Annotated in this window: 20 protein-coding genes and 1 pseudogene; 12 read left to right on the top strand and 9 right to left on the bottom strand. The window is 58.7% G+C overall.

Annotated elements, in window-relative coordinates:
- Positions 1-164: 164 nt before the first annotated feature.
- The gene (locus U8U01_RS12540; protein ID WP_322174681.1) at positions 165-311 is read left to right on the top strand and encodes a hypothetical protein; all 147 of its coding nucleotides are present in this window, start codon (positions 165-167) and stop codon (positions 309-311) included.
- A gap of 105 nt (positions 312-416) precedes the next feature.
- On the opposite strand, the gene U8U01_RS12535 is transcribed toward U8U01_RS12540, so the two are convergent.
- The 3 genes from U8U01_RS12535 to U8U01_RS12525 all read right to left on the bottom strand — a co-directional run bounded on the left by U8U01_RS12535 (position 417) and on the right by U8U01_RS12525 (position 2837).
- On the bottom strand, positions 417-674 hold the full coding sequence (locus tag U8U01_RS12535; RefSeq protein WP_367575623.1) for a TIGR03905 family TSCPD domain-containing protein: 258 nt from the start codon (positions 672-674) through the stop codon (positions 417-419).
- Positions 675-1566: 892 nt separating this feature from the next.
- Positions 1567-2430 carry an AraC family transcriptional regulator gene (locus U8U01_RS12530; protein ID WP_322174679.1) on the bottom strand — a complete coding sequence of 288 codons (864 nt, stop codon included), beginning with the start codon at positions 2428-2430 and terminating at the stop codon, positions 1567-1569.
- Entirely contained in the window at positions 2427-2837 is a 411-nt protein-coding gene (locus U8U01_RS12525) for an ArsR/SmtB family transcription factor (RefSeq protein WP_322174678.1), read from the bottom strand. Before U8U01_RS12525 ends, U8U01_RS12530 begins: the two co-directional genes overlap by 4 nt.
- Positions 2838-3011: 174 nt before the next feature.
- On the opposite strand from U8U01_RS12525, the gene U8U01_RS12520 reads away from it, so the two are divergent.
- Both U8U01_RS12520 and U8U01_RS12515 read left to right on the top strand, forming a co-directional pair.
- Positions 3012-3230: a cation transporter gene (locus U8U01_RS12520; RefSeq protein WP_322174676.1), complete on the top strand. Its 219-nt coding sequence runs from the start codon at positions 3012-3014 to the stop codon at positions 3228-3230.
- A gap of 65 nt (positions 3231-3295) precedes the next feature.
- Positions 3296-5311 (top strand): heavy metal translocating P-type ATPase, encoded by a 2016-nt coding sequence (locus U8U01_RS12515; protein WP_322174675.1) that lies wholly within the window; start codon positions 3296-3298, stop codon positions 5309-5311.
- A 110-nt stretch (positions 5312-5421) separates the two neighbouring features.
- On the opposite strand, the gene U8U01_RS12510 is transcribed toward U8U01_RS12515, so the two are convergent.
- Both U8U01_RS12510 and U8U01_RS12505 read right to left on the bottom strand, forming a co-directional pair.
- Positions 5422-6021 (bottom strand): flavin reductase family protein, encoded by a 600-nt coding sequence (locus U8U01_RS12510; protein WP_322174673.1) that lies wholly within the window; start codon positions 6019-6021, stop codon positions 5422-5424.
- A complete protein-coding gene (locus U8U01_RS12505) occupies positions 5990-6487 on the bottom strand; it encodes a MarR family transcriptional regulator (RefSeq protein ID WP_322174671.1) in 498 nt (165 codons plus the stop codon). The genes U8U01_RS12510 and U8U01_RS12505 overlap by 32 nt, the downstream gene beginning before the upstream one ends.
- A 589-nt stretch (positions 6488-7076) precedes the next feature.
- Between U8U01_RS12505 and U8U01_RS12500 the strand changes: the two genes are divergently transcribed.
- The 4 genes and pseudogenes from U8U01_RS12500 to U8U01_RS17485 all read left to right on the top strand — a co-directional run.
- Positions 7077-7916 (top strand): transketolase, encoded by an 840-nt coding sequence (locus U8U01_RS12500; RefSeq protein ID WP_322174669.1) that lies wholly within the window; start codon positions 7077-7079, stop codon positions 7914-7916.
- A gap of 2 nt (positions 7917-7918) precedes the next feature.
- Positions 7919-8281, top strand: a complete 363-nt coding sequence (locus tag U8U01_RS12495; protein ID WP_322174668.1) for a VOC family protein — start codon at positions 7919-7921, stop codon at positions 8279-8281.
- 84 nt (positions 8282-8365) lie between these two features.
- Positions 8366-9310, top strand: a complete 945-nt coding sequence (locus U8U01_RS12490; RefSeq protein WP_322174666.1) for a transketolase family protein — start codon at positions 8366-8368, stop codon at positions 9308-9310.
- A 34-nt stretch (positions 9311-9344) separates the two neighbouring features.
- Positions 9345-9521, top strand: a pseudogene (locus tag U8U01_RS17485) (GNAT family N-acetyltransferase); the annotation flags it as partial.
- Positions 9522-9626: 105 nt separating this feature from the next.
- Here U8U01_RS17485 and U8U01_RS12485 read toward each other — a convergent pair.
- The 4 genes from U8U01_RS12485 to U8U01_RS12470 all read right to left on the bottom strand — a co-directional run bounded on the left by U8U01_RS12485 (position 9627) and on the right by U8U01_RS12470 (position 15050).
- Positions 9627-11012: an MATE family efflux transporter gene (locus U8U01_RS12485; protein WP_322174664.1), complete on the bottom strand. Its 1386-nt coding sequence runs from the start codon at positions 11010-11012 to the stop codon at positions 9627-9629.
- Between the two features lie 189 nt (positions 11013-11201).
- Positions 11202-13025 carry a type 2 periplasmic-binding domain-containing protein gene (locus U8U01_RS12480; RefSeq protein ID WP_322174662.1) on the bottom strand — a complete coding sequence of 608 codons (1824 nt, stop codon included), beginning with the start codon at positions 13023-13025 and terminating at the stop codon, positions 11202-11204.
- Positions 13026-13130: 105 nt separating this feature from the next.
- A complete protein-coding gene (locus U8U01_RS12475) occupies positions 13131-14063 on the bottom strand; it encodes a carbohydrate ABC transporter permease (RefSeq protein WP_322174660.1) in 933 nt (310 codons plus the stop codon).
- 33 nt (positions 14064-14096) lie between these two features.
- Positions 14097-15050, bottom strand: a complete 954-nt coding sequence (locus U8U01_RS12470) for an ABC transporter permease (protein WP_322174658.1) — start codon at positions 15048-15050, stop codon at positions 14097-14099.
- 470 nt (positions 15051-15520) lie between these two features.
- Between U8U01_RS12470 and U8U01_RS12465 the strand changes: the two genes are divergently transcribed.
- The 5 genes from U8U01_RS12465 (at position 15521) to purN (ending at position 19661) form a co-directional block, all read left to right on the top strand.
- The gene (locus U8U01_RS12465; protein ID WP_322174656.1) at positions 15521-15844 is read left to right on the top strand and encodes a tautomerase family protein; all 324 of its coding nucleotides are present in this window, start codon (positions 15521-15523) and stop codon (positions 15842-15844) included.
- A 195-nt stretch (positions 15845-16039) separates the two neighbouring features.
- On the top strand, positions 16040-16537 hold the full coding sequence (purE, locus tag U8U01_RS12460) for a 5-(carboxyamino)imidazole ribonucleotide mutase (RefSeq protein WP_322174654.1): 498 nt from the start codon (positions 16040-16042) through the stop codon (positions 16535-16537).
- Positions 16538-16580: 43 nt separating this feature from the next.
- Entirely contained in the window at positions 16581-17810 is a 1230-nt protein-coding gene (locus tag U8U01_RS12455; RefSeq protein WP_322174652.1) for an aminopeptidase, read from the top strand.
- A gap of 55 nt (positions 17811-17865) precedes the next feature.
- Positions 17866-19029 carry a phosphoribosylformylglycinamidine cyclo-ligase gene (purM, locus tag U8U01_RS12450; RefSeq protein WP_322174651.1) on the top strand — a complete coding sequence of 388 codons (1164 nt, stop codon included), beginning with the start codon at positions 17866-17868 and terminating at the stop codon, positions 19027-19029.
- Positions 19023-19661: a phosphoribosylglycinamide formyltransferase gene (gene purN / locus U8U01_RS12445; protein WP_322174649.1), complete on the top strand. Its 639-nt coding sequence runs from the start codon at positions 19023-19025 to the stop codon at positions 19659-19661. The genes purM and purN overlap by 7 nt, the downstream gene beginning before the upstream one ends.
- The last annotated feature ends 22 nt before the right edge of the window (positions 19662-19683 follow it).

The raw sequence follows: 19683 nt of genomic DNA, 5'->3' as shown, positions 1-19683 counted from the left end.
AATAAAGTCAAACTCCTCAGCCCTGCCCCAACTTATCTCCTCTAATCTGCTTTTTTCTCATTCAATCTCCCTCTATCGCATTTTTTGAAATTCCCCGCCCAAAACCGTAACAGTTTTTGTACCAGGGAATAGTATGGAATGTAAACGAAAGGAGGCGTTCCCAAATGTGTAACAACGGTTGCTCTTGGATCATCATCATCGTCCTGCTCCTGATGTGCTGCGGCGGCTGCGGCTCTACCTTCGGCGGCTGCAACAACGGGTGTGGCAACGGCTGCGGCAACGACTGCGGCTGCAACAACGGCTGCTGCTAACAACGGCTGTTAGCCGGTCATAGCGAACCGCGCTTTGGGCACGAAAAAGGGGGCGCCGTCTATAAGACGGCGCCCTCTTTGCGTGTATACGGGTTCACCCCCGGCTTACCGGGCGGCGGCGGTCAAAGCCTCTTCCAGGGCCTCGGCCAACTGGGCCGGGCAGGAAGTCTTTTTAAAGCCGCACTTAATGTCCTTGCAGCGCTTGATGTACTCCTGCACAGGCATCCCCTGGGCCAGCGCCGCAACCCCCTGGGTGTTGCCGCTGCACCCGCCGGTAAACTTCACCGACTTGATAATGTCCCCCTCCACAACCACGTCGATCATCTTGCTGCACACCCCGCTGGGCTTGTAATGTATTTCCATGAAAAAACCTCCTTGCAAATTCTCCTTCTAATGTACCAGATTTCCGCCCCCCTGTCAACCCCTGTCACCCAAGACCGTGGGCCCTGCCCCACGCCCCTGCTCGGCCCAACCTTCCCGCCCAAGACCGTGGGGCCCTGCCCCACACCCCGCAAGCGCCCCGGCCGCGCTTGACCGGCCCCACCGCCCCACCTTTCCTAAAACCCCCACGCCCCCTGCTCGACCTCTCCCCTTCTCCGCCCGCCAATATTTTCTTTTGTCCAACCCATCACGCTAAATCACAATCCAACTAAAATGATTCAAGCATTACCAAATTAATAAGAAACCACAACATTACCCTCCACTCCTCTCCCCACCCCGCACCCCACCACACCATCACGCTAAATCAAAAAAGAACCCTGCCCACCCTTCCCCTCACCTTCCCCATGAAAACCCACCACACTAAATCATCACCCTAACAAAAAAACCTTCCCTCACCCTCATCCCCTCTATTTCCTTTTCTTGTTGATTTATTAAACTAAATCGCCACCTCACTAAACCGCTCCCCAACAAGAAACCCTCCCTCCCCCCCCCTCCTCCCCACTCCTTTTTCACTCTCAATTTATCAAACTAAATCGTCACCTCAATAAATCGTTTTCCCAATAAAAAATCCCCCCCACCCCAAATCTCCCCAACAACCTCCCCATCACTTTCCCACATCACCCCAAAACAGTGATAATCCACATCATATTATTTTCACCCTACCTTCCGCCCCTTCCCGCCCCCGCAAACGCCTCCAAACCGCCCCAATATCTGCCCCTTATCCCTCCAATACCCGCCTCTTATCCCCCCAATACCTGCCCCATAACCCCGCAAAAGCGCCCTCCAGCCCCCATGAAAAGTATAATATTTCTCATCACTCTTTCCCCTGCCGTCTGTACACCGAGGGTAGCACCCCAAACACCTCTTTAAAGGCAGCGGCGAACCGGCTCTGGCTATCGTACCCCACCGCCTGCGCAATCCCGGCTATGCTCCGGCCGCTTTCCCGCAGCATTCTGGCCGCCTGCTCCATCCGGTGCTCCTTAATGTGCGCCCCCAGCGAAGTCCCATAAACCGCCTTAAATGCGGCTTTTAGGGTGGTTGGGTTCATCAAATACCGCCGGGAGAGCTCCTCTATCGTCACCCGCTCCTCCATATGCGCCAGCAGGTGCCCATGTATCGCCCGCACCACGGCCACCTGCTCTGCCCGGTACTCCTGCGGCTGATCTTTAGCCGGTTCCCACCCCGCCAGGTACAGCAGCAATTCCAGGGCCTTAATGCGCCGGTAAGGCAGTTGCAAGTCCCCCGGTTTGTCGTAAAATGCCGAAAACAGATTCCTACTCTCCCCGTTTTCCGTCAAAACAACCAGTTGATTCCCCCCACAGAACCGGTTCCGCAGCCGCCCAAAAACCGCCGCGTCCCCCAGTGGTTCTGGGGGACGGGCCGCGGCCTCCTGCAAATCCACACTAAGGGCCAGTCCCGCAAAATCCCCGCTGGGCCGGGTTTCGGGGGTGGTTTCCCCAGGCCCCGCCCCGCCCTGTACGGCAAAATCCCCCGGTGCCAGATGCCGCTGCCCGCCGTCCTGTTCCCACGCCAACTGCCCCGCCCGGCAGTAGGTAATCCGCAGCCTTTCCCCCTCTATCCGGTGTATATGTGCCTGTCCACCCACCATATATGTCAGGCTGATCCCTGGGTACAGCAGCGCCGCGCCGGCGCCCTGCCCCCCTGCCGCCGGCCTCATTGGGCCCCTCCCCGTGCCTCCGGGCAGGTAATCTCCATCACCTGCTCGATCATCTGGTGCAGCAGCCTGCTCTGCGGGATATCCGCGGCCCGGTAATGCACCTCTTTCCCCACCCGCCTGCAAACAATCAGCCCGCTGTTCTTCAGCGGCCGCAGGTGATGGGACACCGCCGGGCTTGACATCCCCAGCAGGGCCGAAATATTGATCACACACTCCTCGCAGTGGCATAACAGCCAAAAAATCCGGATCCTGGTAGGGTCCCCCAGTTGCCTAAAAACCTCCGCCACCGTCTGAAAATGCTCCACCTGGCCTAGCTGTGCCTGCATTTGCGCCGTGGCGTGCCCCTCCCCATGCTGATGGGGCAGCTCCAGCTTGCCCGGCGCCCCCATGGTGCCTGTCCCGTCCATCAAACCGTCCCCTTTCCTTGCGGCTTTCGCCCAAATAGAAATACTTTTCGCCCGTTTGGCAGAGAATATGCCCCGGCCATTGACTTATGGGTCCAACTGTATTATACTGCAAGCAAGATGATTAAACAAGTGCTTAATCATAAAATCTTTAAAAGCTTTAAGGAGGCTTATCCCATGAAAAAGACCTATAAAATCGAAGTAGACTGCGCCAACTGTGCCAACCTGATGGAGAACGCCGCCGCGAAAACCGCCGGCGTACAGGCTGCCACCGTCAACTATATGACCCAGAAGATGATCGTGGAGTTTGCCGATGGCCAGGAGCCTGCTACCGTAATGGAAAACGTCTTGAAAGCCTGCCGCAAAGTAGAGCCGGACTGCGAAATCTTCCTGTAATCGCTCCATATCCCCCAAACACTTGCCATACATCGCCATACATTGTATAGAAAGGAGCCTTCTCCATGCAAGCCTTCATCATAAACAGCCTGCTGGCCCTTGTGATCGTAACGGCAGCCGTGCTGCGGTTTGTGGTAGGCGCCCGGCCCGGCAGCGGCATGACCCGGAAACAAAAGGCCATGCTGGTGCGCATCCTGCTGGCCACCTCCATCCTGTTGGGCTTACAGCTTTTGCCCGCCGGGGCCTTCACCCAGCTAGACCGGCTGCTCTTCCCCACCGCCGGGCGCTGGGTACGGCTGGCCCTGTACCTGGCTGACTACTTCCTCATCGGCTATGACATCCTGCTGCGGGCCCTAAAGGGCATCCGTAACGGGCGGGTATTCGACGAAAACTTCCTGATGGCCGTGGCTACGGTAGGGGCAATGGCCCTGGCCGTGTACGAAAACGGAGACTACCTGGAGGCCATCGCTGTCATGCTGTTCTATCAGATCGGGGAGTGGTTCCAGAGTTACGCTGTGGGCAAAAGCCGCCGCAGCATCAGCGACCTGATGGATATCCGGCCGGACTACGCCAATGTGGAGCAGGACGGCCGGCTGGAGCAGGTGGACCCGGATCTGGTGGAAACCGGCAGCGTCATTGTGGTGCAGCCCGGTGAAAAGGTACCCATTGACGGCGTGATTCTGGAAGGCAGCACCAGCCTGAACACCAGCGCCCTCACCGGCGAAAGCCTGCCCCGCCAGGCCGCCGAAGGGGACGAGGTCATCAGCGGCTGCATCAACATGACCGGCGTGCTGAAGATACGCACCACCAAAGCCTTCGGGGAGTCCACCGTATCCAAAATCCTGGACCTGGTAGAGAACGCCAGTTCCCGCAAGTCCCGGTCAGAGGGCTTTATCTCCCGGTTTGCCAGGGTCTACACCCCGGCGGTCTGCTACAGCGCTTTGGCCCTGGCCCTACTGCCGCCGCTGGTACTGCTGGCCCTTGGCCAGCCCGCCGCCTGGGGCGCCTGGCTGTACCGGGCCCTGACCTTCCTGGTTATCAGTTGCCCCTGCGCGCTGGTCATCAGCATCCCCCTCAGTTTCTTCGCCGGCATTGGCGGGGCCAGCCAGGAGGGTATTCTGGTAAAGGGCTCCAACTACTTAGAAAGCCTCTCCCAAGCCAAAACCCTGGTATTTGACAAGACCGGCACCCTGACCGAGGGGGTTTTTGAGGTCAGTGGCATCCACCACAACGCTATGGAAGAGGCCCAGTTGCTGGAATACGCCGCTTTGGCGGAGAGCGCCTCCTCCCACCCCATCAGCAAAAGCCTCCAGCGGGCCTGCGGCAAGGAATTGGACCGCAACCGGGTATCCCATGTGCAGGAGATCAGCGGCAACGGCGTAATCGCCCAGGTAGACGGCATAGAGGTGGCCGCCGGCAACAGCAAGCTAATGGACCGGCTGGGCGTGCCCTGCGCCCCCTGCCACAAAACCGGCACCATCATCCATATGGCCATAGGCGGGGCGTACGCCGGGCATATTGTGATTTCCGACCGGATCAAGCCCCATGCCGGGGCAGCCATATCCGCCTTAAAAGCCGCGGGGGTGGAAAAAACCGTCATGCTTACCGGCGATTCCCGCCCGGTAGCGGAGCAGGTGGCAGCCGCCTTGGGCATCAGCCAGACCTACAGCGAGTTACTGCCCGGCGACAAAGTTGCCCGGGTGGAAACTCTGCTGGCAGAGCAGAGCGGCAAAGCCAAACTGGCCTTTGTGGGTGACGGCATCAACGACGCTCCTGTGCTCTCCCGGGCCGACATTGGCATTGCCATGGGGGCAATGGGCTCGGACGCCGCCATTGAAGCCGCGGACATTGTGCTGATGGACGATGACCCCATGAAAATCGCCAAAGCCATCAAAATTTCCCGCAAATGCCTGGGCATTGTGCACCAAAACATCCTCCTGGCGCTGGGGGTAAAGTTTGCCTGCCTGCTGCTGGGGGCGCTGGGCATTGGCAATATGTACCTGGCCATTTTCGCCGATGTCGGTGTCATGATCCTGGCGGTGCTCAACGCCATCCGCTGCCTGTTCGTCAAGCGGCTGTAACCCCTGCCCCCCTGATACGTAAAAAAGCCGGGCCCGTCTGCGCTCCCCTGCAGGCGGGCCCGGCTTTTTGTTTGGCGCGCGGTAGCGGCAGGTTTGCCGCCCTCTATATCCTAAAGCGGCGGCAGGTCTGCCCTGGCCTCCCCCCAGGGGCCCAGATCCTGGCCGTCCAGGGCGGCATACCGGGTGTCGCCGGCCGTGATCACCGGGTCCGCCCTCAACAGCCGCTGGATAAAGGGCTGATCCTCTGCCGCCAGATCCTCCTCCACCAGTACATTGCGCACCCGGCAGATAAACAGGTCGCTGCCCGGTGCCAAATGGCGCTCCTCCACCACTTGCAGTTCAAAACTCACCGGGCTTTCGGCAATGGTAGGCACGTGCAGCACCTGGCCGGGCTCCACCGTAGGCAGGCGGTCCATTTTGTGGGGATCCCGGCCGGAAACGGTGCCGTAATAATCAGCCAGGGGCAACAGGGGCCGCGTCACCAGGTTGGCCGAGAACACCCCTTGCCGCCGGATCAAATCCTTGGTCAGCTTGTCTTCGCCAATACAGGCCATTACGCCCAGCCACTCCCCCGCTTCCTCCTCCAGGCTACAGTAGCTGAACCAGCAGAACAGCCCAAAGTGGGGGGTGCCGTCCTCCTGGTAGTTGCCGTACAGGAACAGTTGTTGGGGGCAAAAGTCATTGCTCAGTTTCCCTTTGATTTTTCCCATCGTACACTTCTCCTTTTTTCTGATTCTTCAGCCGCGTTTCACACATTTCCAAGTTCAGCAGCACCCGGTCCAGCAGGCTGTCCAGCAAAGTGGCGTCCTCTTGGGTAAGGCCCTGGTAAAACAGCCTGTTCATTTCCTGAGAAACCTGCTCGTACTGCTCCCGCAGGCCCCTGGCTTTCTCCGTCAGGGCCACCAACACCTGCCGGCGGTCCTGTGGGCCGGTCCCCCGCACCACCAGGCCCTGGGCCTCCATGCGGGCCAACATAGCTGTCAGGGTATTTTTAGCCAGCCCCGTGCCCCGCACCAGTGTGGCAATGGGCACCCGGTCCTGCTGCCAAAGCACATAGAGGATATGCCCCTGGGCCCCGTTAAAGGCGTCTACCCCGCATTCGTCCAGCAGCCGCTGGAACACCCTGCCCTGCACCTGTTTAATCTGTGTAATAAGAAAGCCTGTCCTGGTATCCATGTGTGCCTCCTCATAAATAGTACTATATAGAACTTACTTTGTCAAGCCTTTCTTCTATCTTCCCAAAGCCTGCTGCTCCTCCTCCCCACAAGCCGCAAGAATCCCAGCCACGCCGCTAAACGAATACGGCCTGCCCCAACTCTCCCTCTATTGTAAGGCTTTTGTCCATGGGCCGTCAACCGCTTTTTGGCCTGCCCACAGGCTTTTTGCTGCTTACCCCCCCGCCATGGGCATTCCTTCCTCCCCGGCGCAACGGGTGTGTCCAAAGCGAAGAATTTGAAAGCGAGGCTCCGGCGAACAAATAGTAAAAGTTTCGTCGTCTCACCAGCCGGTTCGGTCGGCTCGTGACGGCTGCTCTACTTGGCTGCGCCAAGTAGTCGGTGGCCCTCGCCCTTTTCAAAGGTGGTGGGATTTTTAGGAGCAACGCCCAAGAGTTGACGTAGCCAACTCTCCACTGCCAGAGGCCAAAATTTCGTCATAAACTCTCCGCTTTGGCCACACCCCGGCGCAACCGCCCTCTTGCTTTTTCCCACGGGATAGGGTATAATCGGCATAGACTACATCATTTCCCCTAGAAAGGATTGAACTTATGGACGCAGAAAAGTTACGTTCCCTGCAAGTTACCGCTGCCAAGATCCGGCTGGGCATTGTGGACGGCGTGTTCAGCGCCAAGTCCGGCCATCCGGGCGGTTCCCTGTCCGCTGCCGATATTTTCACCTACCTTTACTTTCATGCGTTACGCATCGACCCCCAAAACCCGAAAGCCCCCGGCCGCGACCGCTTTGTGCTCTCCAAAGGCCATTGCGCCCCCGGCCTGTACGCCGCCCTGGCCCAGCGGGGCTATTTCCCCACAGAAGAGCTGGGTGGCCTGCGGCATATCGGCTCCATGCTTCAGGGGCACCCGGACATGAAGGGCACCCCCGGCGTGGATATGAGTACCGGCTCTTTGGGGCAGGGTATCTCCGCTGCCGCCGGTATGGCTATGGCTGCCAAAATGGACGGCGCCGATTACCGGGTGTACGCCCTGCTGGGCGACGGTGAGATTCAGGAGGGCCAGGTGTGGGAGGCCGCCATGTTTGCCGCCCACCAGCACCTGGACAACCTCTGCCTGATCGTGGACTGCAACGGCCTACAGATCGACGGCGACGTGGAGAAGGTGGCTGGTATCGCCCCGCTGGACGAAAAGTTCCGCGCCTTTGGCTTTGAAACCATCGCTGCCAATGGCAATGACCTGGAAAGCCTGGAGGCCGCCTTTGCCGCTGCCAAAGCCTGCCAGGGCAAACCAGCCGTCATCCTGGCCAAAACCACCAAGGGCAAGGGCGTCAGCTTTATGGAGAACCAGGCCGGCTGGCACGGCAAAGCCCCCGATCAGGCGCAATATGAGCAGGCCATGGCCGAACTGCGCGCCACGCTGGAGGGGTTGGGATAAGCATGGCCCGGCTCCGGTGCATAAACATCGTTTCGCTGGCCCCGGAAAAACTGGCGGCATTCTATGGGCAGGTTCTGGATGCCTCCGCCAACCAGCTAGTTCCCGGCCGCTGGGAACTGCCTGTGGGGGAAACAACGCTGGTTTTCACCGCCACCCAAGAAAAACCTGTGATCCCCCCGGACAGTTGCGGCCTGGAATTTGAGGCCCCTGACGTGGACGCTACCTATGCCCGGCTCACCGGCCTGGGCATAGAGATGGAGCCCCCTGTCACCTACCCCTGGGGCTGGCGGGCCATCGGGTTCCGGGACCCGGACGGGAATTATATCAACTTTGTCCAATACGTGGGCGAGGCTCCCCAGGCCTAGAGTCTGTTTTAAAACGGACTCTAAGCTGAGGGCCTTTTACCCCTGAACCATACACTTGCAACTAAGGAAAGGAAGGCTATGTGAATGGCTGAAACAGTAAAAAAAGCGACCAGGGAAAGCTTTGGCGAGGCCCTAGTGGAACTGGGCGCGGAAAACCCTGATATCGTGGTGCTGGTGGCCGATTTGGCCGACGCGACGAAGGTGGAGAACTTTGGCAAGGCTTACCCCGACCGGTTTATCGAGTGCGGCATCGCCGAAAGCAACATGGTAGGCGTAGCCGCCGGCCTGGCTGCCTGTGGCAAAATTCCCTTTGCCACCAGCTTTGCCATGTTCTCTGCGGGCCGCGCCTTTGAACAGGTCCGCAACTCCGTGGGCTACCCCCATCTCAATGTGAAGATCGTAGGCTCCCACGCAGGCATTTCCGTGGGCGAGGACGGGGCCACCCACCAGTGCTGCGAGGATATGGCCCTCATGCGCACCATCCCCGGCATGGTGGTGCTGAACCCCGCTGACCACTACGAGATGAAGGCCGCGGTCAAGGCCGCGGTAGCATACAACGGCCCTGTCTATATCCGGCTGGGCCGGTTAGCCGTGGAAAGCTGCAACAATAACGATGACTACCGGTTTGAGATCGGCAAAGGCATCACCCTGCGGGAGGGCAGTGATATCACCGTAATCGCCACCGGGCTGATGGTAGGCGAGGCCATTAAGGCAGTAGACGCCCTGGCCGCGGCAGGCATCCATGCCCGGCTTATCGATATGCACACCGTAAAGCCCCTGGATGAGGAACTGGTGCTGAAAGCCGCCCAGGAAACCGGCCGCATCCTTACCGTAGAAGAGCACAGCATCGTCGGGGGGCTGGGCGAGGCTGTAGCCGCCTGCCTCTGCGAGCACTGCCCCACCCCCCTCACCCGTATGGGCGTGCGGGATGTATTCGGCCACTCCGGCCCGGCAGTGGATCTGCTGAAAGAGTTCGGGCTGTGCGCCGAAAGCATTGAGAAAACCGTGCGGGACGTGCTGGGCAAGTAAGCCCTGCCGCAAGAGGGCTTAAGACCCGGCCTGCCGGCGCATGGGCATTGGCGCCAGGCTGTTGGCCGCCGGCGAAGAATGGGCCCGGCAGCAGGGCGCGGAGGCCATCCGCTTAAATTCCGGCGAAAGCCGCCAGGGAGCTCACGCCTTCTACCGCGCCCAAGACTATGCGGGCACAAAAATGCAACGCAACCTAAAAAAGCCCCTCTAAACACAGGCCTGCAAAATCGCTGTACCCTACCGCCCCACCCGGCGGCCGGGAATAAGCCCCCATAACAAAAAAGCCCCCCGTCAAAACGGGAGGCTTTTTTCTCTGTTAATTCGTAGGCTGTAACTTGGCATAGGCGCGCTTTTTGATGACCAGGTAGCAGACGCAGCCGATCAGGGACGCGATGACCCATGTGACCGGGTAGGAGATAAACAGCACCTCCCAGGTGGGCCAGATAGCAAATATGGTATACACCCACACCACCCGCAGCACACAGACACTAAATACAGTATTCAGCATAGGGGTCAGCGATGAGCCCAGCCCCCGCATACCGCCAACAAAGATGCCCATCGCCCCGCAGGTAAAATAGGGCACGCAAATGGCCAGCATCCGGGCCCGGCCATACGCAATGACCGCCGGATCCGTGGAGTAGATGCCCAGCAGGGGATCGGCAGCCAGGTAAGCGCCAATGCCCAGCAACAGCCCCACGCCCGTCACCAGGCCCATGCAAATCCAGATAATTTTCTTCACCCGGTCCAGCTTTTTGGCGCCGTAGTTCTGGCCCACAAAGCTTTGGGCCGCCTGGTTAAAGGCGTCCATCGCGGTAAACACAAAGCCCTCAATGTTGCCCGCAGCGGTACTTCCGGCCATAGCCACAGACCCAAAGGAGTTGACCGTGGACTGGATGAGCACGTTAGAGATAGAGAACATGGCCCCCTGTATGCCCGCCGGTATGCCAATGCGGGTCATCTCCTTAAGTTTCCCCTTGTATACCCGCAGGTTCTTCAGGCTCAGCCGGTAGGGCCCCTCGCTGCGCAGCAGGCAGAGGATCACCAGCGCGGCGGAAACACACTGGGAGATAATGGTGGCCAGGGCAACCCCCGCCACGCCCATGTGCAGCACAATCACAAAAAACAGGTTGAGCAGCACATTGATCACACCCGCTGTCAGCAGGAAATACAGGGGCCGCTGGGTGTCACCCACCGCACGGAGGATCGCCGACCCAAAGTTATAGAGCATAGAGGCCGGCATACCCGCGAAGATGATGCGCATATACAGCACCGAATGGTCGATAACATCCGCAGGGGTTTCCATCATCTGTAGCAGCGGGCGGGAAAGGGCAATGCCCAGGAAGATCAGTACCACCCCGCAAGCGGCCGCCGTCAGCACCGCCGTATGTACCGTTTCGTGGAGGTCACGCCCCTGCCCCGCCCCGTAGTACCGGGCTACCAGCACATTGACCCCAATAGACAGGCCGATGAACAGGTTGACAATGAGCATATTCAGCGCGCTGGTAGAGCCCACCGCCGCCAAAGAGTGGCTGCCTGCAAACCGGCCCACCACCACAATGTCCGCCGCGTTGAATAATAGCTGCATCACCCCGGACAAAGCCAGGGGGATGGAAAACCGTACCAGCTTGCCCAGCAGGGGCCCTTCGGTCATGTTGATCTCATAGCTGCCCCGGCGGGCGCGGGGCTTAAAGTGGAATTTCATATGGAGATTGCGCCTTCCCTTCACATAGTCATTTCAACTCATTATTATACTACTTATATAGGCCCCCGTGCAAGGGGTTTTGGCAAATTATCCACCTAAACCGCAACTTTTCCCCACTACGCGCAACAAAAAGATCCGGGCCTTACCGGCCCGGACCCTTTTATTCAGTTAGCTTATATACAAAGCTGTTTAGCTCAGGCCATAAACCTTGTTGATGTATTCGGGATCGTAAGCGTCAAAGCCTTGCATCTCGATGTTCTTGTCGTACTGCTCCTGCCAGATAGCCAGGATGTCATCGATGTTGTTGGCTTCGCAAGTGGAAACAGCCTCCTGAACCAGCTTCTCCAACTCCTCCTCGTCCTTCGCCATGATGATCTGGGGCAGGCGTACCTGCAGCTCATCCTGGATAGCCTTCAGCTTAATGCCCAGGTCATCCTGAGGATCGATCAGGTTGGTCAGGCCGGTGTTCTGGTCGGTGATGAACTTGGTGCCGGTATGGGGGTTCTCTTTGCTCTCAGAGCACAGGTCGCTCTGCAGGGACACAACCCAGTTGCGCTGGTCTTCGGGCTGCTGGGCGTTAACCGCGAACTTAATGCTGTCAATCCAGTCAGAGGAGGCGGGCTGGGTCCACAGCCAGGCGCCGGCAGCGTCCATCTCAGCAGAGGTGATGTCGCTATAGGGCTTGGTCAGCTTGGGGATACCGTTCTCGTCGGTGCCTTCCCACAGGCCGCCCTCCGGGCCGTACAACTGCTCGCGGGAGCCTTCCTCGGAGATCATGTAGGTAAACACGTCAAAGATACGCTGGGGACGGGCAGCGGCGGTGGTGATAACGTTCACGTTCCAGCCCACGGTGCCGTTCTCGTCGCCGTAGATGATGCCAACATCTTCGCTAGCCTTGGGCCAAATGGGCATATCCTTGGTCAACTCGCTGTTGGGGTCGCCCAGAACCTCGTAAGAGGTCTTGCCATCGGTTTTCTCGCGCACGATGCGGCGGAAGTTGTTGGTGTCATCCTGAGAGAAGTCGTACCAGATCAGGGCGGGACGGGCGTTGGTCAGTTTCTCCAGCCACATATCGCCGTCATCGGTAAACACTTCAGAGGTGAACAGGCCTTCGTTGTACCACTTGTTAGCGGTTTTCAGGGCCTCCACGAACATGGGCTCGCGCACGCAGATCTGCAGCTTGCCGTCCTCCTGGGTGAAGTAGTTCTCAACCAGGTTGCGGGCGCCCATGGAACGGTAGAAGGGCCAGTACACATAGTAGCCGTTGTTGGTGTTGGTGCAGCCGAAGGGGATAACAGACATACCGGAGTAGGAGCTCAGGCCAGCCTCTTTCACCTTCACGGCATAGTCGTGCAGGTCATCCATGGTCTCCAGCTTGGGAGAGCCTACCTCTTCGTAGGTAGCGGTGTTGATGATCCACTGGTAGTTACCGCCGGTAGCTACAGCGCCCTCGCCGCGGGGCCAGTTGGGCACGCCATACAGCTTGCCGTCCACGCGCTGCAAATCCTTAGCGATCTTCGCCACGTCCGTCTCAAAGGAGCAGCCAGGGTACATAAACTGCTCAATCTCAACCAGGGCGTTGGCGCGAACCACGCTGTTCAGCACGCGGCCACGGTCCAAAATCATGGAGTCGGGCAGGCCGCCGCCGGTCAGCATCAGGTTCAGCTTGGAGTCCGGGTCAGCGTCGGGCTTGGAGAACTCGATGTTCACGTTGAACTTCTCGCCCCAATACTTGGAGGCAGCGTCAGCGCCCCAATCCTTAATGCCGGCCCAGTCGTAGTACCAATAGCAGGTAAAGTCATAGAACTCGTCGGTGGGGTCAGCACCGGTAGAGGTAGGCGTGCTCTCGCTGCTCTCTTCGCCCCCTTCGGGAGTGCTGGCATCATCGCCGCCAGTGGAGCTGGTGGTGCTGGAGCTGCCACTGGAGCTGTTGCCGCTGTCGTTGCCACAAGCGGCAAACACGCCCACGATAAGTACCAGGGCAAGCAGCAGAGCCAAAATTCTCTTGCTCATTGTTTTTCGTCCTCCTAAGACAAATTTTATTTTCATTCAAGCCGGCTGCGGCAGGCAAGCCCTGCCACGCCAGCCCGGAATGACAAAAGTTAGGAAAAGCGGAGATTACTTGATAGAGCCGATCATAATGCCCTTCAGGAAGAACCGCTGCAAGAAGGGGTAGATAATGACGATGGGCAAAATCGAGGTGATCATGGTGGCCATCGTAATAGAGCGCACGTTGGTTTCCTTGCCCTGTGCCACCGCGCTGATAGCGCCGGTGTTGGCGCCTGCGGCAGCCATACGCTCGGCAAAGCTTGCCTCACTGATGATGCCCAACAGCACCGAAGTCATGGGTTTCAGGTTCTGTTCCGTAATGTAGATATTGGGCATAAACCAGTCGTTCCAGTGGAACACGCCGAAATACAGCGCAATGGTCGCGATGATGGGCGTGGAAACCGGCCAGTAAATCTTAAAGAAGATGGTAAAGTAGTTGGCGCCGTCAATACGGGCCGCCTCCTCCAAAGCGTCCGGCACAGACTGGAAATAGGAGCGCATGAGGATCATGTTCCAGATATTGACCAGGTTGGGGATGATGTACACCCAGAAAGTGTCCGTCAGGCCCAGGGTGCGGATCAGGAAGAAGGTGGGGATCAGGCCGCCGCCAAAGTACATGGGGATCAGGCAGAAGAACGTGTAGAACTTCCTGCCCACCAGGTTCTTACGGGAGAGGCCAAAAGCCAAAGCGCCGGTAACAACCAGGCCGCTGGCAGCACCCAGGAAGGTACGGGCAAAGGTAATGCCGTATGCCCTCCAGATCATGGGGTTGGTAAACACGTTCCTATAGTTGGCAATGGTGGGCACACGGGGGTAGATGGTCAGGCCGCCCAGCACGGTGTCATCCGCGTTATTCAGCGAAACCGCCAACGTATTCAGGAAGGGGTACAGCGTGGTAACAAATACTGTCACCATAATGATGATCATGGCAATGATGATCACATAGTCGCTGAAAACCTTCTTCGATTTCATCTTATGTCTGGTTTCTTTTACACCTGTCATAAGGCAATATGCCTCCTTTCTCCTCTTGTTAGTTTAGAACAGCGCGTTCTCGCCAGCCTTGTCGGCAATGGTGTTCGCGGCAATCAGCAGCACAAAGTTGATGATAGACTTCACCAGGCCAGCCGCGGTACCAAAGGAGGCGCGGCTCTGGGAAATACCTACCTGGAAGATGTAGGTATCGATCACGTTGGCAGTTTCCTTCAGCAGGGGGTTACCCATCTGCTTGGTCAGCATCATGATCTGGTCGAAGTTCTGGTTCAAAATGCCGCCTACGTTCATGATGAAGAGGAGAACGATGGTAGGCCGGATAGCCTTAATGGTGATGTGCCACATTTTCTGGGCACGGGTGGCGCCGTCAATGTCCGCGGCCTCGTACATCTCCGCGTCCACGCCGGCCATCGCCGAAATAAAGATGATGGAGTTCCAGCCCAGTTCCTTCCAGATATCGGAAATCAGGGCAATGCCCCAGAACAGGTCGCCGCGGCCAAAGAAGTCAATGGGCTCTTTCAAAATGCCTATCGCCACCAGCATCTCGTTCACCGCGCCGCCGTCAGCCTTCAAAAAGTCGAACAGCAGCAAAGCGCACACAGTCCAGGAAATAAAGTGGGGCAGGTAGCTGATGGTCTGAATGACCTTTTTGGTCTTATCCAGGTGCATCTCGTTCAGGAACACGGCAAAAACAATGGGGCACACAAAGCCGATGGTCAGCTTAAGGCCGCTGATGGCCAGGGTGTTGCGCAGTACAATGGGCAGGTTCTTGTCGGTAAACAGCGAAATAAACTGCTTAAAGCCCACCCACTCGCTCTGGCCGGGGAAGTCGCCGATGCGGTATTCCTGGAAAGCCATCACCAGGCCGTAAATCGGTATGTAGCTGAACACGAACAGCAGCAGGATACCGGGGATGACCAGTAGCTGCAAGTCCCATTGCTCAAGGGCCCGCTGGAAGAAACTGGGTTTCTTTCTGGGGGCAGTTGTCGGATTAGTCAATGCTCATCACTCCCATTGGCTTTCCCTGCAAAGGGAAAGCCATTTTTATTGCGGGGGGTATACCCCCCAAAAAACGTGCCACGGTCCCGAAAATAAACTTGGCGCTCCCTCCTAACCTTTTGGTGAATATAACGGCGGTTCCCGGCTCGGCCGGCCCCGCCAGGGAGAAAACCTCTCCGCATTCGGCTATATAACGATTTTGCCTGGTCACATAGCCATCTCACATGGCTATAATACCATACCGCACACACAAATGCAAGCAAAATAAGAAATTTTTCTAAAAAAATTGTAAACTATGCTGCCCCGGCACCAAAATATACCTGAAATCCCCCGGCGTTACGCAAAATTTTTGCCGTTTCCTCCAGCAGGAAAATCCACAAAATTCCGCCCGGGCGCTTGCTATTTCTCCATTTTTAGAGTATACTGGCACTGGAACACCACTCTTGTTTTCTGAAAGGAAGAATCGGACCATGCCTTTTATTGATGTAAAAGCAAGCTGCCCCATCTCCCCCCAGCAGGAAGAGCGCCTAAAAAGCGGGCTTGGGCAGGCCATCGGGCTCATCCCCGGCAAAACGGAAGAAAGCCTCATGCTGCGCTTTACCGGCGGGTGCCATATGTGGTTTGCCGGCAGCCAAGAGGGCCCCATCGTAATGGCCGACGTGGCCATTTACGGCAGCACCGGCCCTGAGGATTTCCAGGCATTTGGCGCCCAGGCCGTCAGCCTGCTAAAAGAGGCGCTAAACGCCAAACAGGTGTATCTCAAGCTGGCCCAAACCACAAACTGGGCCTGGTAGTCTGCCTTTTCCGGTGAGAACGGCAGGCTCTTTTCAATATTCGTCATAGACTGTGAACGGTTTATGACTATAACAATACCACAACTCACGCCCGGATAACAGTTACAAAATTACTACAATTTGCCGGAACACCTGTTCTCCCCTACGAATACCTGTGGAAAACTATATAATATTATTAGAAAAGGATGTTGATTTATGCCAAACAGGAAAGTCGCCCTGATCATGGGCAGCGACAGCGACCTGCCGGTGGTTGCCCCCGCCAAAAAGCGCCTGGAAAGCCTGGGCGTCCCGGTAGAGGCCCACGTCATCTCCGCCCACCGCACCCCGGAGGCCGCGGCCGAGTTCTCCCAGAACGCCCGGCAAAACGGGTTTGGGGCCATCATCGCGGCAGCGGGCAAGGCAGCCCACCTGGCCGGCGCCCTGGCCGCCCACACCACCCTGCCGGTCATCGGCATCCCCGTCAAATCCTCTACCCTGGACGGGCTGGATGCCTTGCTCTCCACCGTGCAGATGCCCAGCGGCGTGCCCGTGGCCACCGTGGCCATTGACGGCGCGGACAACGCCGCCCTGCTGGCCGCGCAGATCCTTGCAGTGGAAGACAGCGCGCTGGCCGAACGCCTGCAACAACTGAAAGACGGGATGAAACAGGCCGCCATCGACAAGGACAAAGCTTTACAGTCAAAGGAATGGTAAGGGCCCACCCAGGCTGGCCCTACGGAAAGGATGGAACATCACCATGAAAAAGACTATTATGAGGAAGTACGCCCGGCTGGCAGTACAAAAGGGTGTAAACCTGCACAAGGGGCAGGGGGCTGTTATCCATGCCAGCGTCAGCGAGCATACCTTTGCCGAAATGGTGGCCGAGGAGGCTTACCGGGCCGGCGCCAAATGGGTGCGCATCGAGTGGAACGACCAGGCCCTTACCCGGCTGCATTACCGCCACGCCAGCGCCGCCTGGCTTGGCAAGGTGGAGGACTGGGAGGCGGAAAAGGCCCGGCTCAACGTCCGGGAACTGCCCTGTATGATCTCCATCGCCTCCGCGGACCCGGACGGCATGAAGGGCATCAACCCGGCCAAGCTGCAAAAAAGCATCATTGCCCGCAGCCGGGTGCTCAAGCCCATCAGCGATGAGATGGAGAACAAGTACCAGTGGACGGTCGTGGCCGTGCCCTCCAAAGCCTGGGCCAAAAAGGTTTTCCCCGGCGAGCGCACCAGCGCCGCGGTAGAAAAGCTTTGGCAGGCCATCTTGCAGGCCGTGCGTGTAACCGAGGACAACGACCCCGCCGCCGAGTGGGACCGGCACAACGAAACCCTGCGGGGCAAGTGTGAAAAGCTGAACGCCCTGGATCTGGACTACCTGCACTACCAGTCCCCAGGCGGCACAGACTTCAAGTGCTGGCTCATCCCCGGCGGCAAGTGGCACGGTGGCTGCGACACCCTGCCCAACGGCAAGGTCTATAACCCCAATATGCCCAGCGAGGAGGTATTCACCTCCCCCCTGCGGGGCAAGTGCGAGGGTACGGTGGTTTCCACCCTGCCCCTCTCCTACCAGGGCACGGTCATCCCCCGGTTTTCCATGGATTTCAAAGACGGCCGGGCCGTGGCCGTCCACGCCGAAGAGCACCAGGAACTGCTGGAGAAGATGATCTCCATGGACGAAGGCGCCGCCATGCTGGGCGAGTTGGCCTTGGTGCCGGACGATTCCCCCATCTCCAACGCGGGCATTTTATTCTACAACACCCTCTTTGACGAGAACGCCGCCTGCCACATCGCCATGGGCCGGGGGTTCAACGAAACCATCGCGGGCTTTGCGGATATGAGCCGGGAGGAGCTGCAAAAGGCAGGCATCAATGACTCCCTGATCCATGTGGACTTCATGATCGGTTGCAAAGAGCTGGACATCACCGGCTATACCCGGGACGGCCGGGAGGTCGCCATTTTCCGCCAGGGGAATTGGGCGATCTGAAAGCCCCCCGCCCCCCGTTCACACTTTTTAGACCGTTAGGAAGGAGTTTCCCTTTATGCATACTGACCAGAACAGCCTCTCCCCCCAGGAGGGGCAGCCCCTAAAAAGTTTCAGCGACAGCTACAAAGCCGCCGGTGTGGATGTAACCGCGGGCTATGAATCGGTGGAGTTGATGAAAAAGCACGTGGCCCGCACCATGATCCCCGGCGTGGTTTCCGGTATCGGCGGGTTCGGGGGCCTCTTTGCCCCGGACCTCTCCGGCATGAAAGAACCCCTGCTGGTTTCCGGCACCGACGGCGTGGGCACCAAGCTGAAGATCGCCATGTTGCTGGACAAGCATGACACCATCGGCATTGACGCGGTGGCCATGTGCGTCAACGATGTTATCTGCTGCGGGGCCAGGCCCCTGTTCTTCCTGGACTACATTGCCTGCGGCAAAAACTACCCGGAGAAGATCGCCTCCATCGTGGCCGGCGTGGCCGAGGGCTGCGTCCAGGCCGGCTGCGCCTTAATCGGCGGCGAAACCGCCGAACATCCAGGCATGATGCCCGCCGACGACTACGACCTGGCCGGCTTTACCGTAGGCGTGGTAGACCGGGAAAAAGCCATTGACGGCAGCCGCCTGGCCCCCGGCGACGTGCTGTTGGGGGTCAAGTCCTCCGGCGTGCACTCCAACGGGTTCTCCCTGGTGCGCAAGGTCTTTGGCATCGGCAAAATGGAGGGCGCCGGGGAAGACTCCCTGGTAGGCGCGGCCATGGGCCTGGCCGTGTCCGTGGCCAAAATGATCCAAAACGACCGGGAGATCGTAAACCGCCACTATGACGAACTGGGCTGCACTTTGGGCGAGGCCCTGCTCACCCCCACCCGCATCTATGTCAAGGCCGTGCTGGCAGCCATCGGGGCCGCGGATGTAAAAGCCATCAGCCACATCACCGGCGGCGGGTTTTACGAGAACATCCCCCGTATGCTCACCCCCGGCCTCACCGCCAAAATCGAGAAAGCCGCCGTCCCCGTGCTGCCGGTTTTCCAGCTCATCCAGAAAACCGGCCATATCCCGGAGCGGGATATGTTCAACACCTTTAACATGGGCGTGGGCCTGTGCATGGCCGTTTCCAAAGAAACCGCCGGCGCCGCCCTCCTCGCCCTGCAAGCCGCGGGCGAAGAGGCTTTTGTGCTGGGCGAGGTCGTCCCCGGTGAGGAGGGCGTGGTCCTATGGTAAAAATCGGCGTGCTGGTTTCCGGCGGGGGTACCAACCTCCAGCAGCTTATTGACGCCCAGCAGGCCGGCCGGCTGGGCGGCGGGGAGATCGTCACGGTCATCTCCAGCAAGCCCGGCGTCTACGCCCTGGAACGGGCCCAAAAAGCCGGCGTCGAGGCCCTCACCCTCAGCCGGAAGGACTACCCGGACGTAGAAACCTACAGCCAGGCCCTTATCGCCGCCCTGCAAGCGCGGGGGGTCGGGCTGGTGGTGCTTTCCGGGTTCCTCACCATCACCAGCGACAGCTTTGTCTGGGCCTTCCCCAACCGGGTGATGAACGTGCACCCGGCCCTGCTGCCGGCCTTTGGGGGCAAGGGCTTTTACGGCCTGCACGTCCATGAGGCCGTCCTCCGCCGGGGCTGCAAGCTGACCGGCGCCACGGTACATTTTGCCAATGAGGTATGCGACGGCGGGCCCATCATCCTGCAAAAAGCGGTAGAGGTCCAGGCGGGCGACACCCCCGAAACCCTGCAACAGCGGGTGATGGAGCAGGCCGAATGGCAACTGCTGCCAGAGGCCGTGTCCCTGTTCTGCCAGGGTCGGCTTCGGGTGGAGGAAGGCCTCGTGCACATCGCCCCACCGGCAGGAGGATAACCCATGAAAACCAAAGACGCCG

This window comes from Acutalibacter caecimuris (genome assembly GCF_034335085.1).
Lineage (GTDB): Bacteria > Bacillota > Clostridia > Oscillospirales > Acutalibacteraceae > Acutalibacter > Acutalibacter caecimuris.
Note: the sequence above shows the minus strand (reverse complement) of the source record. Positions and strands in the feature narration are given on the sequence as shown.

Coding starts and splice junctions, on each gene's coding strand:
- U8U01_RS12540 (WP_322174681.1), top strand. CDS start 165: ATGTGTAACAACGGTTGCTCTTGGATCATCATCATCGTCCTGCTCCTG.
- U8U01_RS12525 (WP_322174678.1), bottom strand. CDS start 2,837: ATGGACGGGACAGGCACCATGGGGGCGCCGGGCAAGCTGGAGCTGCCC.
- U8U01_RS12535 (WP_367575623.1), bottom strand. CDS start 674: ATGGAAATACATTACAAGCCCAGCGGGGTGTGCAGCAAGATGATCGAC.
- U8U01_RS12520 (WP_322174676.1), top strand. CDS start 3,012: ATGAAAAAGACCTATAAAATCGAAGTAGACTGCGCCAACTGTGCCAAC.
- purE (WP_322174654.1), top strand. CDS start 16,040: ATGCCAAACAGGAAAGTCGCCCTGATCATGGGCAGCGACAGCGACCTG.
- U8U01_RS12500 (WP_322174669.1), top strand. CDS start 7,077: ATGGACGCAGAAAAGTTACGTTCCCTGCAAGTTACCGCTGCCAAGATC.
- U8U01_RS12490 (WP_322174666.1), top strand. CDS start 8,366: ATGGCTGAAACAGTAAAAAAAGCGACCAGGGAAAGCTTTGGCGAGGCC.
- U8U01_RS12465 (WP_322174656.1), top strand. CDS start 15,521: ATGCCTTTTATTGATGTAAAAGCAAGCTGCCCCATCTCCCCCCAGCAG.
- U8U01_RS12485 (WP_322174664.1), bottom strand. CDS start 11,012: ATGAAATTCCACTTTAAGCCCCGCGCCCGCCGGGGCAGCTATGAGATC.
- U8U01_RS12505 (WP_322174671.1), bottom strand. CDS start 6,487: ATGGATACCAGGACAGGCTTTCTTATTACACAGATTAAACAGGTGCAG.
- U8U01_RS12480 (WP_322174662.1), bottom strand. CDS start 13,025: ATGAGCAAGAGAATTTTGGCTCTGCTGCTTGCCCTGGTACTTATCGTG.
- U8U01_RS12515 (WP_322174675.1), top strand. CDS start 3,296: ATGCAAGCCTTCATCATAAACAGCCTGCTGGCCCTTGTGATCGTAACG.
- U8U01_RS12475 (WP_322174660.1), bottom strand. CDS start 14,063: ATGACAGGTGTAAAAGAAACCAGACATAAGATGAAATCGAAGAAGGTT.
- purM (WP_322174651.1), top strand. CDS start 17,866: ATGCATACTGACCAGAACAGCCTCTCCCCCCAGGAGGGGCAGCCCCTA.
- U8U01_RS12455 (WP_322174652.1), top strand. CDS start 16,581: ATGAAAAAGACTATTATGAGGAAGTACGCCCGGCTGGCAGTACAAAAG.
- U8U01_RS12510 (WP_322174673.1), bottom strand. CDS start 6,021: ATGGGAAAAATCAAAGGGAAACTGAGCAATGACTTTTGCCCCCAACAA.
- U8U01_RS12530 (WP_322174679.1), bottom strand. CDS start 2,430: ATGAGGCCGGCGGCAGGGGGGCAGGGCGCCGGCGCGGCGCTGCTGTAC.
- U8U01_RS12495 (WP_322174668.1), top strand. CDS start 7,919: ATGGCCCGGCTCCGGTGCATAAACATCGTTTCGCTGGCCCCGGAAAAA.
- purN (WP_322174649.1), top strand. CDS start 19,023: ATGGTAAAAATCGGCGTGCTGGTTTCCGGCGGGGGTACCAACCTCCAG.